13 protein-coding genes are annotated in these 14,916 nt (G+C 66.3%); 8 read left to right on the top strand and 5 right to left on the bottom strand.

Features of this window, described 5'->3' with window-relative positions; genetic code table 11:
- Positions 1-2: 2 nt before the first annotated feature.
- The gene (locus SLQ33_RS08220; RefSeq protein WP_319453332.1) at positions 3-866 is read left to right on the top strand and encodes an SDR family NAD(P)-dependent oxidoreductase; all 864 of its coding nucleotides are present in this window, start codon (positions 3-5) and stop codon (positions 864-866) included.
- Positions 867-868: 2 nt separating this feature from the next.
- Here SLQ33_RS08220 and SLQ33_RS08215 read toward each other — a convergent pair whose 3' ends face one another.
- Positions 869-1,687, bottom strand: coding sequence for an enoyl-CoA hydratase/isomerase family protein (locus SLQ33_RS08215; RefSeq protein WP_319453331.1), 819 nt, complete (start codon positions 1,685-1,687; stop codon positions 869-871).
- An 87-nt stretch (positions 1,688-1,774) separates the two neighbouring features.
- On the opposite strand from SLQ33_RS08215, the gene SLQ33_RS08210 reads away from it, so the two are divergent.
- The 6 genes from SLQ33_RS08210 to SLQ33_RS08185 are packed head-to-tail and all read left to right on the top strand — an operon-like array spanning position 1,775 to position 8,186.
- On the top strand, positions 1,775-3,025 hold the full coding sequence (locus SLQ33_RS08210; protein ID WP_319453330.1) for a hypothetical protein: 1,251 nt from the start codon (positions 1,775-1,777) through the stop codon (positions 3,023-3,025).
- An 8-nt stretch (positions 3,026-3,033) separates the two neighbouring features.
- Positions 3,034-3,840 carry an enoyl-CoA hydratase/isomerase family protein gene (locus SLQ33_RS08205; RefSeq protein WP_319453329.1) on the top strand — a complete coding sequence of 269 codons (807 nt, stop codon included), beginning with the start codon at positions 3,034-3,036 and terminating at the stop codon, positions 3,838-3,840.
- Positions 3,837-5,084, top strand: coding sequence for an acyl-CoA dehydrogenase family protein (locus tag SLQ33_RS08200; RefSeq protein ID WP_319453328.1), 1,248 nt, complete (start codon positions 3,837-3,839; stop codon positions 5,082-5,084). Before SLQ33_RS08205 ends, SLQ33_RS08200 begins: the two co-directional genes overlap by 4 nt.
- The gene (locus tag SLQ33_RS08195; RefSeq protein ID WP_319453327.1) at positions 5,081-5,902 is read left to right on the top strand and encodes an enoyl-CoA hydratase/isomerase family protein; all 822 of its coding nucleotides are present in this window, start codon (positions 5,081-5,083) and stop codon (positions 5,900-5,902) included. The genes SLQ33_RS08200 and SLQ33_RS08195 overlap by 4 nt, the downstream gene beginning before the upstream one ends.
- Positions 5,899-6,720, top strand: coding sequence for an enoyl-CoA hydratase/isomerase family protein (locus tag SLQ33_RS08190; RefSeq protein ID WP_319453326.1), 822 nt, complete (start codon positions 5,899-5,901; stop codon positions 6,718-6,720). The genes SLQ33_RS08195 and SLQ33_RS08190 overlap by 4 nt, the downstream gene beginning before the upstream one ends.
- The gene (locus SLQ33_RS08185) at positions 6,717-8,186 is read left to right on the top strand and encodes a long-chain fatty acid--CoA ligase (protein WP_319453325.1); all 1,470 of its coding nucleotides are present in this window, start codon (positions 6,717-6,719) and stop codon (positions 8,184-8,186) included. The genes SLQ33_RS08190 and SLQ33_RS08185 overlap by 4 nt, the downstream gene beginning before the upstream one ends.
- Before the next feature lie 27 nt (positions 8,187-8,213).
- Here the strand turns inward: SLQ33_RS08185 and SLQ33_RS08180 are convergent, their stop codons facing one another.
- From SLQ33_RS08180 to SLQ33_RS08165, 4 genes are read right to left on the bottom strand one after another with little or no spacing between them, the layout of a single operon-like run.
- Complete coding sequence (locus SLQ33_RS08180; RefSeq protein ID WP_319453324.1) at positions 8,214-9,761, bottom strand: class I adenylate-forming enzyme family protein; 1,548 nt, start codon at positions 9,759-9,761, stop codon at positions 8,214-8,216.
- A complete protein-coding gene (locus SLQ33_RS08175; protein ID WP_413467626.1) occupies positions 9,758-10,960 on the bottom strand; it encodes an acyl-CoA dehydrogenase family protein in 1,203 nt (400 codons plus the stop codon). Before SLQ33_RS08175 ends, SLQ33_RS08180 begins: the two co-directional genes overlap by 4 nt.
- Entirely contained in the window at positions 10,957-11,931 is a 975-nt protein-coding gene (locus tag SLQ33_RS08170) for an acyl-CoA dehydrogenase family protein (protein WP_319453322.1), read from the bottom strand. The genes SLQ33_RS08175 and SLQ33_RS08170 overlap by 4 nt, the downstream gene beginning before the upstream one ends.
- 7 nt (positions 11,932-11,938) lie before the next feature.
- On the bottom strand, positions 11,939-13,132 hold the full coding sequence (locus tag SLQ33_RS08165; protein ID WP_319453321.1) for an amidohydrolase family protein: 1,194 nt from the start codon (positions 13,130-13,132) through the stop codon (positions 11,939-11,941).
- Between the two features lie 141 nt (positions 13,133-13,273).
- Here SLQ33_RS08165 and SLQ33_RS08160 point away from each other — a divergent pair, with 141 nt between their 5' ends.
- Positions 13,274-14,908, top strand: a complete 1,635-nt coding sequence (locus SLQ33_RS08160) for a class I adenylate-forming enzyme family protein (RefSeq protein ID WP_319453320.1) — start codon at positions 13,274-13,276, stop codon at positions 14,906-14,908.
- Positions 14,909-14,916: the final 8 nt, after the last annotated feature.

The raw sequence follows: 14,916 nt of genomic DNA, 5'->3' as shown, positions 1-14,916 counted from the left end.
TCATGGAAACGATGATTTTCGATCAGAAGGTCGCCATCGTGACCGGCGCCGGGGGCGGTCTCGGACGCTGTCACGCACTTGAGCTGGCGCGGCGAGGCGCCCACGTCGTGGTCAATGACGTGGGTAGCTCCGTCGACGGCACCGGTGGCTCCACCTCGGCGGCATCCGCGGTCGTCGACGAGATCACGGCAGCTGGCGGCTCTGCGGTCGCGAACAGCGATTCCGTGGCAACGCCGGAGGGCGGTCAGGCGATCGTCAAGACCGCGATGGACAACTTCGGCCGCGTGGACATCCTCGTCAACAACGCCGGGATTCTGCGGGACGCCGCCTTCAAGAACATGACTGCTGATCAGTTCGACGCCGTAGTCGAGGTGCATCTCAAGGGCTCCTTCAATCTCACGAGCGCGGTATGGCCGATAATGCGCGAGCAGAACTACGGAAGGATCATCCAGACATCCTCGGGCAGCGGCCTTTTCGGCAACTTCGGCCAGGTGAACTACGGAGCGGCGAAGATGGGACTCATCGGCATGATGAACGTCCTGGCGATCGAGGGCGCAAGAAACGGCATCGCCATCAACGCGATCGCACCCATCGCCCGCACTCGGATGACCGAAGCCATCATGGGAGAAGCCGCGGCCAAGCTGGATCCTGAACTGGTGACACCGGTGGTGATCTACCTGGCGCACGAGAGCTGCGACCGAACCGCGCACATCTACTCGGTCGGCGGTGGCATGGTCAAAAGAGTGTTCATCGGCGTTACCGCGGGGGTGGAGGATGTCGGCCTGACACCCGAGTCGGTAGCGGCCTCCATCGCGACGATCGACGATAGCGGCCGCTTCACGATTCGTGGCGGCCTCGCAGGCTGAGCTCAGTATCCGCGGAACTGCGGTGGTCGGCGCTGCACGAACGCAGCGATTCCCTCCCCATGGTCATGCGTCCCCGCAACCAACTCCTGCGCCGATGCCTCCTGTTCGAAGGCACGGTTGCGATCCGACTCCGAGGCGACCAGCAGAAGCTTCTTGGTCATGGCCATCGACATCGTTGGCCCCTGCGCGAGCCGGCCGACGAGCTCGTCGGCGACTCCGGCCAGCGTTTCGGGAGACGCCACGCGGTTCACGATGCCGAATCGCTCACACGTTTCGGCGTCGACGGCGTCGCCGAGCAGCAGCAGCTCCGTCGCACGCCGTAGGCCAACGACCCTGGTCAGCAAGTGCACCGCCCCCGCGTCGGGCAGGATGCCCCGACGCACGAAAACCTCTACGAGGTTGGCGGTTTGCGACATCACCACCAGATCGCAGGCCAGCACCAGGCTGGCTCCAGCTCCGGCCGCAGTGCCCTGTACGGCCGCAACCACCGGCTTCTCGCAGTCCAGAATCGATGCGATCAGACGCTGCCAACCCTGCTGCAGCATGCGAGCGACGTCCCCGACCCTCCGCGCAGGCTCTGTCGGTGCGGGTGCGGCCGACGACGGCGACAGCGATGCGCCGGTGCAGAAGTGCCGGTCACCGGTCGAGCGCAGCAGGATCGCACGCACCTCCGGGGACCCACTGAACTCGACGAAGGCGTCAGCGAGCGCATCACGTGTCTGCGGTGTCAGCGAGTTGGCCGCTTCCGGGCGGGCAATGGTCAGCACCCCGACTCCCCGCGCGTCGACCGACTTCGTCATCCCCAGCGCTTCTATTGACATGGAGTCCACCTCCTGTAAATGTTCGTTCTCATATTCGGGTATCGTGTTTCCGTAGGTTACGTCGTGGCGTGAAGAGGAGTGTGTGGGATGGCTGAGTCGGGACGGATCACCGACGAGGGTGTCGCCCGGCTAAGAGCCACCATCGGTATCGCCGTCCCTCATACCCAGCCGCCGCACTACTACCGCCCAAACGACGATGCCTTCCGCCACGTGGCGGAGAGCTACGGTGACCCCAACCCGCTGTGGTCGGATGCGGAGTACGCGGCGAAGTCCCGCTGGCAGGGCACCATCGCTCCGCCGGCGCTCATCGGTGGCGACACGCTGGTCGGTGAGGACGAAGTGACGTCACTGTCCGACGAGGACCGCGCGCTCACCAAAGGCGATCCGTTGCGGGGCGTTCACGCGTTCTACGCATCCTCATCGCGCGAGTGGTGGGCGCCGTTGCGTCCCAACAAGCGGGTCTTTCGCCGCAACGCGCTCGTCGCCGCCCTGGACAAGGCGAGCGACTTCGCAGGGCGAGCCGTACACGAGTGGTCCGCCCAGGTATTCGCCGACGAGGACGGCACGATCCTGGGTGGGCAATACCGCAACATGATTCGCACCGAGCGGACCAAGGCGCGGGAGCGAAAGAAGAATGCTGCGGTCGAACTCAAGACCTGGACTCCCGACGAGCTGGCGGCGATCGACGAGCTCTATGCCGCCGAGCAGCCGCGGGGTGAGAAGCCCCGCAATTGGGAGGACGTCCAAGAAGGCGACGACATCGGCCCGTTGACGAAGGGCCCACTGACCGTTACCGACATGGTCTGTTGGCACGTCGGGATGGGCACCGGCATGTACGGCGTGCGGCCACTTCGGCTGGCCTGGCAGAACCGGCAGCGGATCCCGCGCTTCTACGGCCCCAACTCGCAGGGCGTCCCCGATGTTCAACAGCGCGTCCACTGGGATCCGGAGGCAGCGCGAGAAGCAGGCAATCCCAACACATTCGACTACGGGCGGATGCGCGAGACATGGTTGATCCACCTGTGCACCGACTGGATGGGCGATGATGCCTGGTTGTGGAAGCTGGATTGCGAGTTCCGCTTGTTCAATTACGTCGGTGACCTACAGACGTTGCGCGGCACGGTAATCCGCAAGTACCTCGCCGACGGTGGGCGTCCGGCAGTGGACGTCAGTCTGTCAGCGACGAATCAACGCGGCGACGTCACCGCTCCGGGCCAGGCAACCATTCTGCTGCCGAGCCACGAGCATGGGCCGGTGAAGTTGCCGGATCCGCCAGGTGGTGCGAGCAGCCTTCACGAACTTCTCGGCGCCGTTGCCGCCGACTTCGCGGGCAGGTAGCCAAGGCGATGACGTACGACACCGTGCCCGGCCTGATCGCGGCGCTCGACGGGCCAACGCTGCACCTGACCCTCGATCGGCCGGCCCAGCGCAACGCCGTGGACGACGTCATGCTCGACGCACTCATCAGCCATGTCGAGGCGGCTGGGCAGGACGAGCAGGTTCGGGCCATCCGCATTGACGCCGTTGGTCCCGACTTTTGCGCGGGCGCCGATCTCATCGCGCGGAATGCGACCACGGCGCGCAAGCCGCGAGTGGGCAGCATGCAGCGTCGGTTGCCCAGCAAGGCCAATCGCCTCATCCCCCTGATGACGGAAGTCCAGACCCCGATCGTCTGCGTCGTCCAAGGGTGGACTGCCGGCCTCGGGTTTCACCTTGCGCTGGCAGCAGACTTCTGTGTCGCGGCAGACGACGCGCGTCTGTGGGAGCCGTTCATGGCGAGGGGCTTCACCCCTGACAGCGGCGCCGCCTGGTTGCTGCCGCGGCTCATCGGGCTGGTGCGCAGCCGGCAGCTGTTGATGCTGGGCGAGGAATTGAGCGGTGCGACGGCGGCCGAGTGGGGCATCATCCACGGCGCCTATCCTTCTGCCGAGCTGAGTGCGGCGGCTGACGACCTCGTCACCCGATTGACATCTGGACCGACGGTCGCTCTCGGTCTCACAAAGTGGTTGCTGCACAGCGGAAATGGGCTCGACCTAGACCGCCACCTGCAGAACGAAGCGTTGGCGCTGGAGCTTTCGAGCCGCAGTGACGACTTCCGGGAGGGCTTGACCGCCTTTCGCGAGAAGCGGGCACCGCTGTTTCAGGGCCGATGAGCCGCATCCAGATCCACCCCGACACCGACCTCGACGATGCCGTCGCCGCCGTCTCGGCCTGGGTCGAAGTCGAGCTTCCTGGAGAATGGCGCGCGGCGGCGCGGCATGGCCCCGCCGCCCTTCGCGCCGTCCGATCATCGGAGCAGTACCGAGCTTGGTATCCAACCTTCGCGTTGTCCGGCCTGGTGGCGCCGACATGGCTGCCGGAGCACGGCGGGTTGGGCGTGCACGCCCGCGTGGCGGATGCGGTGCAGACCGTGCTCGAGCCCTTCAACCTCTACCGGCTCAACCAGCTAGGTCTTCACAACGCTGCCGCCGCGCTGTTCAGCCATGGGAGCGAAGAGCAGCGAGGCAGGTTCCTGCCACCCATCGTGCGCAACGAGCAGTCGTGGTGTCAGCTGTTCAGCGAGCCCGGCGCCGGCTCGGACTTGGCGTCGCTCGCGACGCGCGCGGTGCGCGACGGCGCCGACTGGGTCGTGACCGGGCAGAAGGTCTGGACCACGTCAGCGGACACCGCGGACTTTGGAATGCTGTTGGCCCGCACCGATCCCGATCAGCCAAAGCACGCAGGCATCACGTACCTAATCCTGGACATGCACCAACCCGGCGTTCAGGTCCGACCGTTGCGGCAAGTCACCGGCGAGACGGAGTTCAACGAAGTCTTCCTGGACGAAGCGCTGGTGCCCGACACCAACCGCGTTGGCGGCATCGGGGACGGCTGGACGGTTAGCGCCTCGACGCTCGCGAGTGAGCGTCAGATGGTCTCCGGTACGGGCTCCGGTGGGATCGGGCGCCTTGGCGGGTCCAGCGCCGAGCGGCTCATCGAGGTGGCCCGCGAGAACGGTCGGTGGGACGACCCGGTCGTGCGGCAGAAGGTCATGACGCTGTGGGCAGAGGAGCTCACTCGGGGCTGGACCAATGAGCGCGTCCGGTCGGCGCTGGCAACCGGACAGTCCCCCGGGGCGGCCTCGTCCATCGGCAAGGTCCACCAGGCGACCTTGAACCAGCAGATCCAGGATTTGATGGTCGACTTGCTGGGCACCCGCGCGCTCGCATGGCCCGCCGCCGACGACGCGGATGCCCTACCCCGTGAAGTCCGCGGCATGATGCGCAGCCTCGCCAACGGAACCGAGGGCGGGACAACCGATATCAACAAGAACATCCTCGGCGAGCGGGTGCTCGGCCTGCCAAGGGAGCCCGATCCCTGGAAGGGCGCACCGTGGAAAGAGGTGCCACGGTCATGACCGAATACCAGCGACTGAGCGTCGAAGTCACCGACGGGATCGGGTGGCTGATCCTGAACCGCCCCGAGGTCGGCAATGCCTTCGACGCATTGATGCTCGATGAACTCGAGTCCGCGTGGGCCGAGCTTGATGCGGACCCCGCCGTCCGGGTCATCGTGAACACCGCGAACGGCAGGTCCTTCTGTACGGGAATGGATCTGGCGCAGATCGCCCGCGACAAGGACGCGATGCGCCGGCACTCGCGCCGGACCCGCGATGCCCAGCTGCGCATCTCCTCATGGCAATGCGATGTGTGGAAGCCGGTGATCGCCGCCGTCAACGGGGTCTGCGCCGGCGGCGGTCTGCACTTGGTCGCCGACGCCGACATCGTCATTGCCGCAGACACCGCCACCTTCGTCGACCCCCACGTCTCCGTCGGACAAGCCGTGGCCTACGAGGCGATCACCCTGATGCGCACCTCACCGATGGAGGCGATCACCCGAATGGCGTTGACGGGCAGTACCGAACGGCTGACGGCGCAACGGGCCTACGAAGTCGGAATCGTCGGAGAAATCGTGGCCCCCGACCAACTCCGAGCCGCCGCGCTACGGATGGCCACGGCGGTGGCAGCGAACTCCCCTACCGCGATGCGGGCAACAAAGAAGGCGCTGTGGACGTCGCTGGAGGTCGGCCTGGCGGATGCTCGCCGCGCCGGCTGGGCCTTCGTCACCGACATGCGCGGCCATCCCGATCAGACCGAGGGCCCGCGCGCATTCCTTGCCAAGCGACCACCCCAGTGGCAACCCCTCAACAGCGGCGTGACAGTGGAGGCACGATGACGACACCAGAGCAGGGCAACCCCTACGAGCGCCTGATCGTCGAGCGTCGCGGGCCGGTCGGATGGATCATCAACAATCGGCCAGAACGACTCAACGCGTACGACGCCCTGATGCGTCAGGAATTCCGGCGGGCCTGGACCGAACTGGACTCCGACCCAGACGTCATCGTCATCGTCCACACCGGCAATGGACGCGCATTCCAGACGGGCGCCGACATGTCCGACATGGACGGCGATGCCATTCTGCAGTTCGAGGAGACGGTGCGAACCCTCGACCTCGGCCTCACGTCGTGGCACATGAACGTCGGCAAACCCGTGATCACCGCGGTCAACGGCGTGTGCGCGGGCGGCGGCCTCCACTGGGTCGCCGATGCCGACATCGTCATCGCCTCGTCTAACGCGACGTTCGTCGACCCGCACGTATCGATCGGACACGTCAGCGCGCTGGAGACCATCGCACTCATGCGAAAGATGCCCGCCGAGGCGGTGTTACGCATGGCGCTCGTCGGTAGCCACGAGAGGCTCACCGCCCAGCGCGCGTACGAGCTCGGCATGATCAGCCAGGTCGTCGACCCGCCGGAGCGGCTCCGCGAGGTCGCGCAAGAACTCGCAGAGAAGGTGGCGCGCAATTCACCAGCTGCGATGCGAGCGACGAAACGCGCGCTCTGGGGCGCACTCGAACATGGCCTGACCGACGCTTGCAAGGTAGGTGCCGACCACCTCACCTCGATGTGGGGGCACCCCGATCAGGAAGAAGGACCTCGATCATTCGCCGAGAAGCGCGCCCCGGAGTGGCAACCGTTGGGCCCCACGCCATGAATCTCGTGGAGCTACTCGATGGGATACCGGACGACGCGGTTCACACCCTCGACGACACCGTCGGCCGCGCGGCGCTCGTCAGCAGCGCCGACGAGCTTCGGACGATCCTCCAGGGACTGGGCCTACTGCCAGGGCAGGTCGTGGCCGCCATGCTTCCCAACGAACCGACCACCGTGGCAGCGCTCTTCGGCACCTGGCGCGCCAACGGCGTGTACACCCCGCTCAATCCACGCACGGTCGATCACGAACTCGAGGACCTCCTCGAGACGCTGCGCCCAGCGGCGGTGATCACGACAGCCGCACTCGCACACCGCTTCGACACCTACCAACACCGCGGACTTCACGTCATCACCGCGGACGACCTCGGCTGGGCCGCGCACCCATCGTCTGAACCGCCGGGGGAGCTGCGCTCCTACGATGACGGCGTCGCGCTGCTGCAGTTCACGTCGGGAACCACCGGACGGCCCAAACCCGTACCACTGCGCCACGCAACCGTTCTGGATCTCATCGACCGGCTGCTCGCGACGCTCCGCGGAAACCGCGCCCGAGTTGCCGACAAGGCCCCGATGCCCAACGTCGTCCCCGTCTCCCTCTCGCTCTGGGCGGGCATCTACCAGATCCTGTTCGCGTTTCGCGCCGGCGCGGGAGTCGTTCTGATGGACCGCTTCTCGCCACAGTCGTTCGCCACGCTGGTGCGGCGCTACCAGATCAAGTCGACGGTTCTTCCGCCCGCTGCGCTGACGATGATTCTGCAGGACGAAGACGTGACCGAGCTGGCTCCGCTGCGGATCGTGCGGAGTATCACCGCTCCGCTGTCGCCGGTGCAGGGCCGCCGCTTCAAGGACAGATTCGGCGTCGTCGTGCTCAACTCCTATGGGCAGACGGAGCTGGGCGGCGAAGTCGTCGGCTGGAACGCCGCCGACGCCAGGGCCTTCGGCGAAGACAAGCTTGGCTCGGTCGGTCGCCCACTGGCGGGAATCGACGTCTCGGTGGTCGCCGACGAAATCCTGGTGCGCACCCCGACGACCGCCGCACGCAAACTCGATCCGGCCTTCCATGATCGGCTGACCGACGACGGCTGGTTTCACACCGGCGACCTCGGCTGGTTCGACGAGGACGGCTTCCTGTGGCTCGATGGACGTGTCTCGGACATGATCAACCGCGGCGGGCTCAAGGTGTTTCCCGGACAGGTCGAGGACGTGCTCATCGCGGCACCCGGTATCCGCGATGTAGCGGTGGTCGGCGTCCCCGATGACCGTCTGGGCGAGGTGCCATGGGCCTTCGTGGTCCGTGGTGACGAGGGACCGAACGACGCCGAGTTGGTGGCTTGGTGTCGCGAACGTCTGACGCCCTACCGGATTCCGACGCGCATCGTCGACGTGGAAGCGCTCCCCCGCAACGAGGTCGGCAAAGTGGTCAAGCGCGACTTGGTCGCGTTGGCTGAGCGGATCACCGCCGAGCCGTGAGCATCCCGTCACGCGGGCATGCGGGGATCACCGGAAGGTCGCGCGCAGCTCCTTCTTGAGCACCTTCCCGACGAGGCTGCGCGGCAACGCGTCCACGAGCTCCACCCGCTCCGGATGCTTGTGCCGACTCAAGCCATGCGTGGAGCAGTGCTCGACGAGCGACTGCAACGACACGGCGCTGCCGGGCACGGGTACGACCACTGCGCAGACTCGTTCGCCGGTGCGTAGGTCGGGCACTCCGATGACCGCGACGTCGGCGACACCCGGATGTGTCGCGAGGACGTTCTCCACCTCCAGCGCCGAGATGTTCTCTGCGTTTCTGATGATGGCGTCCTTGATGCGACCCGTAATCCGGACGTAGCCATCGGAGTCGACCATGCCCAAATCGCCTGTGCAAAACCATCCTTCGTCGTCGAAGGCGGCCGCGTTCAACGAGTCGTCGACATATCCTGCGAAGCACTGCGGGCCCTTGAGCCGCAACTCGCCCTCCTGTCCAACGCCGACCTCGTCACCGGTGGCGTCGACGACGCGCACGGTCACGCCATTCACCGGAGCCCCGACGGTGTAGTCGAGCACCTGTGGGCCGTCATCGATCGCTGGCGACGTCGCGACCGGAAACTCGGTGAGTCCCCACGAGTTCGCGATGCCCGCCACGTTGAACGTTTCTCTCACCTGGCGTCCCAGCTCAGGGGTGATCGGCGCGCCACCGGCCAAGCACGCACGCAGCGCCGGGAACAACGGCTCATCGCCATGGGCTCGTTGGGCTGCCAAGAACGCCACGTAGAACGGGGTCGCACTGCCGAGGAACGTGGGGTGCTGTGCCGCGATGGCGAATGGGCTTGTCTCCGGGTCGAACGCCTCGAACAGCGTGAGCCTCATATTCGTCAGCAGACAACTCGCCAACATGGTGGCACCGCCGATGTGTGAGACGGGGAACGCAACGGGGTTGACGTCGTCGGCGTGGGAGCCGACCAGTCGAACGACACCGGACGAACTCGCCATCACCGAACCGTCGGTGTGGCGAACGCCCTTGGGCGCGGCGGTGGTCCCAGACGAGTAGTAGATCCAGCGAACCGCATTGCTCGGAGCAGGCGGCTCCGGCAGTGCCCCGACGTCACCGCTCGGCAATCGGAGGGCACCCGCGGTGGGCACCGCCTCGTGATCGACGATGACGACCTCGAAACCCTGCTGCACGGACAGCGCGCGCGCCAACTGACCATGGGCGAATCCGCGCCACGACTCCGGCACTAGCAGGAACTCGGTCGCCACCTGATCGGTGATGAAACCGACCTCGCGCTCCCGCAGGATGGGCACGATCGGGTTCTGCACGGCACCAAGGCGCGCCAAGGCCGCCATGACGACCAAGGCCTCGAGAGTGGTGGGAAGCTGCCACGACACAACGCTTCCCGCGCCGATCCCGGTTTCGGCGAACGCCGCGGCACATGCGCACGCGGCGTCATGGAACTCGCCGGTGGTGAGGCTGCGCCCGTGTTGGTCGACGAGAAGCGGCCTGTTCGGATCGAGCTGGGCCGCTCCTGAAATCAACTGCCAGTAGGTCCCAGGCTCGGTTGTCACGAGCTCGGCAGCCGCAGCCGACGCTTCGCCAGAATGTTGTGCATCACTTCCGAGCTTCCCCCCGACACGGTGTACGCGCGCGACCACAGCCAACACTCCCGCAACCGGTCTCGCGCATGCGACACCTCGCTGTTCTCGTCCAACGCGGAGATCGCCGACGACGCGAGGGCCGCACCGAAGGCGGCCACCGTGTGATAGGTCTCGGCGAAGCTGATCTTCGCGATCGCTGCGTCTCCCTCGGCGTCGGCGCCCACGATCATTCGCTCGACGTGATCGTCGATGAACGCCTTGGCAACCTCCGCCTCGACGGCCAGTTCGGCGATCTGCTGCCGGATGTCGGCGAGTTGGAGAGCAGGACCTCCGTCGACCTCCAGGTGCCGGGCGACCATGATCAGATCCTCCACCAGCAGATCCAGCAGTGCGACGTTTCCGCCGATGCTGAATCGTTCGAATTCCAGTCCCGCCATGATGATCGACCAGCCTTGCCCGACTTCGCCAACCACCGATTCGCCGGGCAGCTGCACGTCGTTGAGGAAGACTTCGTTGACCTCGATCGAGTCACCCAGTGTCCGAATCGGACGAACGTCGACTCCGTCGGCGGACATGGGCACCAGGAACATGGTCAACCCGTGATGTCGCACAGACCCGGGATCGGTTCGGACCAACGCCAGGCCCATGTTCGCCCAGTGGCCGTCGGTGATCCAGATCTTCTGCCCGTCGAGCGTCCAGGTCCCGTCGGAGTGGGCGGTGCCGCGTGTGCGTACCCCGGCGATGTCACTGCCGGCATCGGGTTCGCTGAGCAACTGGCACCAGACGTGCTCGCCGCGCCGGATGCACGGTAGGTAGGCGACCTTCTGCGGTTCGGACCCGAAATGCAGCAGCACGTGTGCGGCCAGGTTGCTCTGGTCGATCGGCCTGGGCGCGCGGGCGCGCAGGATCGCCTCGCTGACGATGCGATCGTGCAGCGGATGGTGGTCCGCCCGGCCGCCGTGCTCCACCGGCCAGTCGCCACCGACGAACCCTTCGGCGTACAACGAGCCCAACCACGCTCGCAGCAGAGCCTCTTCGCGCGCGTCGTCCGGAGCACGACATCCCTCGCGAGCCACTATCGGCGGCGCGTTGTCCGCAATGAAGGTGCGCACCCGGTCGCGGAATGCGTCCAGGTCCCGGTTGCTGGGCCGCGGCCGCTGACTGCTCACCATCCGGACACCTCGGCCAGTAGCGCCCGGCTAGCTCGCGCGGTGCCGAACAGCCAGGCGTCGACGGACGCCCGACGAAGCTCGTGATGCAACGGGTACTCCCAAGTGAAGCCGATACCCCCGGACAATTGCATGCACTCATCGACGGCGTCGGTGACCTTCGCCGCGACGAAGGCGTGGGCGGCCGCGGCGAGCGCTTCGGCGCCATGCCCTTGGGCCGCCGTCCGCGCGGCCTTCATGACGATCGCGCGCGCCTTCGCCTCCAACACCACCAAGTCCACCAATCGGTGCTGGATGGCCTGAAAGCTGGCGATCGGCGCACCGAAGGCCACCCGCGACCGCAAGTAGTCCGTCAGCCGCTCTACGGCCTGCGACAGCGCCCCGAGCGCGTCAGCGCTGATCAACAGCTGGGCCACGACCCGCAACTCGGAGGCGCGCGCAGCGTCACCGAGCTGAATGCCGGTCGCGGCGGAGACATCGATGCACCAGCTCGTTCGCTCGACGTCGAGCGACTCTCGGTCAGGGCGGCGGGGCAGCTCCTGCGCCGCCTCGAACAGTTCGAGGCCGTTCGTCGTCGCGATCACGAGGATGTCCACCGAATCGCCGTCGATGACGCGGACCGTCGGGAACTGCGTCCCGCTCGAGGGCGCCACCGCGAAACCTCCGACCTTCGCCCCCTTGAGCAGAGCGGGCAGCCAGCGCTCACGCAATTGGTCAGGCGCGGTGGCCATCGCGGCAGCAGCGACGGCCGAGCCTAGCCATGGCGTGCGGTCGTGCGCCCTACCGAGCTCTTCGGCGATCACGCAGCTCTCAACCGGGCGCCACCCCGAGCCCGACAGGTCCTCATCGACCAACAACCCGATCCAATCCATCGCAGCGACGTCCTGGATCGAATGCTTCTCGCCGCGCTCGGCTAGGAACTCTCGCGCAGATCGTCGTAGGAAGTCGAGATCGACGTCGTCGTCATCCATCTGCCGGCTAGCCTCGCGCAAGCAGCTGGTCAGCGTTACCGCGCATGATCCGTCGCTTGCTCGCCTCATCGAGCGGGTCGAGCAGCTTGACGAAGTCAGCCGGCTCAGCCATCCCCTCCGCGTGCGGGAAGTCCGAGCCCATCACCAGGCAGTCGTCGTAGCCGAGGCTGGTGACGATTCCCGGGATGTCGTCCTCGGGATAGGGAACCACCCGGACGTGTCGACGGAAGATGTCTGACGGTCGCTCGACGAGCTTGCCGCCTATCCATGGTCCGTTGCGGCCCATGCCACGGCTCTTGTCCATGTGCCGGACGAATTGCGGGACCCATTCTGCGCCGTGCTCGGCGACGAGGACGTTCAGCCCCGGGAAGCGGCCGAACAGGTTGTCGAAGATGAGCGCGGACAGGGTGTCTTCGATGGGGCGCTGGCCGTAGATGTTCATCCACTGCCACGCCGACATGTGCCATGACGCGGGGTTCGGGTTGTGGCCCCAAGCGGGTGAGATCGCGTCGAAGTACCAGAACGGCTGGATGTGGAAGGCCAGGACGCAGCCAGCCTCCTGTAGACGCGCGTAGATCGGGTCGAAGTAGGGGTCGCCGGGCGACCGTCCATAGGCAGGGCCCGTCGGCAGCAAGACCATCCGGGCGCCCTGCTCGATGATCGCCTCCGTCTCCGCGATCGCGGAGTCGAGGTCGCGCAACGAGAGCAGGGCAGTGGCAAACAGTTTGTCCTGATGGTTGAAGCCCCACGTCTCGTCGAACCAGCGGTTGAACGACCGGATGTTGGCGTACAGCGCCTCGGTATCGTCGACCCAGTGCTCGGCCGCCAACGCCAGGATGGACGGGAAGAGCACGACACGCTCCACGTTCTGCTGCGCCATGAGCTCGAGGCGTGGTGCGCGCTCGACGAACTCGGGGCGCATGGGCTGAGGCTCGTAGGTTTCGTCGGGGTTGCCCGACCCCATCTGCTTGAGCATCTCCTTCAACGAGCCCGGCCGATAGGCGAGGTCGAAGCCCAGCCCCCCCTCGCTCTGGAAAGTTGCGATGCGGTGGCCGGCAAGGATGACCTCTTGGCCGTCGGCTCCGCGGATCGGCAGGATCGTCCGGTCGAGGAACTGCTTGGGCAGATAGCGGGTGAAGGAGTCCCGAGTTTCGTAGCAGTGCGTGTCGCAGTCAAAGATTCCGTAGTCAAGCGTCGTCATTGGCGTCAGCTCCCTTTTCACACTGAGAATGACCATGCTCAGTTTCAAGAAGGATACTATCCTCGTTTGGGAACTGCCCATCCCGGTTCGGCGCAACTCCATACGCTCATCCGTGAAGAGGACGCGAGGTACGCGAAGTACATGCCATTCCCTGAGCTCAGTCCGACGATCCCAGCGCTGTTGCAATCCAGCGCGTCGCGCTACGGCGAGAAGGCCTTCCTCGTCTCCGGTGGCCACACGCTGACCTACGCCGAGTTGGACCGACGGTCCGCCCGGCTAGCCGCATCGCTGCTCGCCGAGGGCATCGGCAAGCGCGACCACGTCGGCATCCTGATGCCCAACAGCAGCGATTGGGCCATCGCATGGTTCGCCGTCACCCGCATCGGAGCGGTTGCCGTGCCCGTCAACACCTTTTACCGGGCCAAGGAACTCGCGTGGACCGCGCACCATGCCGATCTGCGGGCGCTGCTGGTGTGGCCGAGTTTTCGCACCCACGACTACCTCGCGCGGTTGGAGGAGGCCCTTCCCGGACTTGCCGACCACCGTGCGCCGGGAGCATTGCGGCTCGCCGCCGCGCCCTATCTGCGCACGATCGCGGTGTGGGGCCCCAACGATCGCAGTTGGGCGACGACGATCATCGACGACAGCTCCGCGATCGCCGGCGATGCCGAAACAGCTTCGGCCGCAGAGCTTCTCAGCGACGTCGAAGCCTGTGTGACCCCCGCCGACGACGCGATGATCATCTATACCTCGGGCAGCACCGGTGACCCGAAGGGGTGCAGACACAGTCACGGCGCTCTGGTCCGGCACACCCACAGCCTCACCTCGATCTACGTCGTGACGCACGACGACGTGATGTTCACGTCCATGCCGTTCTTCTGGGTGGGCGGGCTGATCACGGGATTGCACGCGGTCATCCACCACGGCGCGACCCTGGTGACACAGCCGGCGTTCGATGCCGCGGAGGCGCTCGAGCTGATCGAGCGCTACCAGGCGACGATCACGCTCGGTTGGGCTCAGCAGGGCAGAACGCTCGGCGAGCACCCGGACTTCACCCGACGCGATCTGTCTTCGGTGCGCCGCACCAGCATGCCGGCGATGGTGCCGCCCGATCGCCGGCCCCCTCCGACCGGGTCGGATTCGTTGGGGATGACCGAGTTGTGCGGCAACCACCTTGGCGCCGACCCCTACGTCGCGCAGCCGGAGTATCGACGCGGCACGTTCGGGCCGTCCATCGACGGACTGACACACCGCATCGTCGACCCCGAGACCGGCCGAGAGACGCCCATCGGTGTGGTGGGCGAGATCTGGGTCCGGGGCTATTCCCTGATCCAGGGGCTGTACAAGCGCGAGCGCGAGGACGTCTTCACCGCGGATGGGTTCTACCGCACCGGCGACGTCGGATTCGTCGACGCCGACGGCTGGTTTACCTACACCGGCCGACTCGGAGACATGATCAAGACCAGCGGGGGCACCAATGTCACCCCGGCAGAGGTCGAGGCGGCGCTCACCGCATACGACGGGGTCCTGGAGGCCTACGTCGTCGGCGCGACCGACGGCGACCACGGTGCGGTCGTCGCCGCCGCGGTGGTGGCCCGCCGGGACACCGTGCTCGACGGTGAAACCCTGCGCAAACAGCTCCGCAGCGAGCTGTCCGCCTACAAGGTGCCCAAGTTCATTTGGGTGGCCGCCAAGCACGAGCTGCCCTTTACCGACACCGGCAAGATCCATAAAACTGCGCTCGCTGACCAGCTCAGCCGTCTGATCGCGCACTGAGTGGGTGA

The sequence above is a fragment of the Mycobacterium sp. RTGN6 genome (assembly GCF_033804605.1).
In the GTDB taxonomy this organism is placed as follows: Bacteria; Actinomycetota; Actinomycetes; order Mycobacteriales; family Mycobacteriaceae; genus Mycobacterium.
Note: the sequence above shows the minus strand (reverse complement) of the source record. Positions and strands in the feature narration are given on the sequence as shown.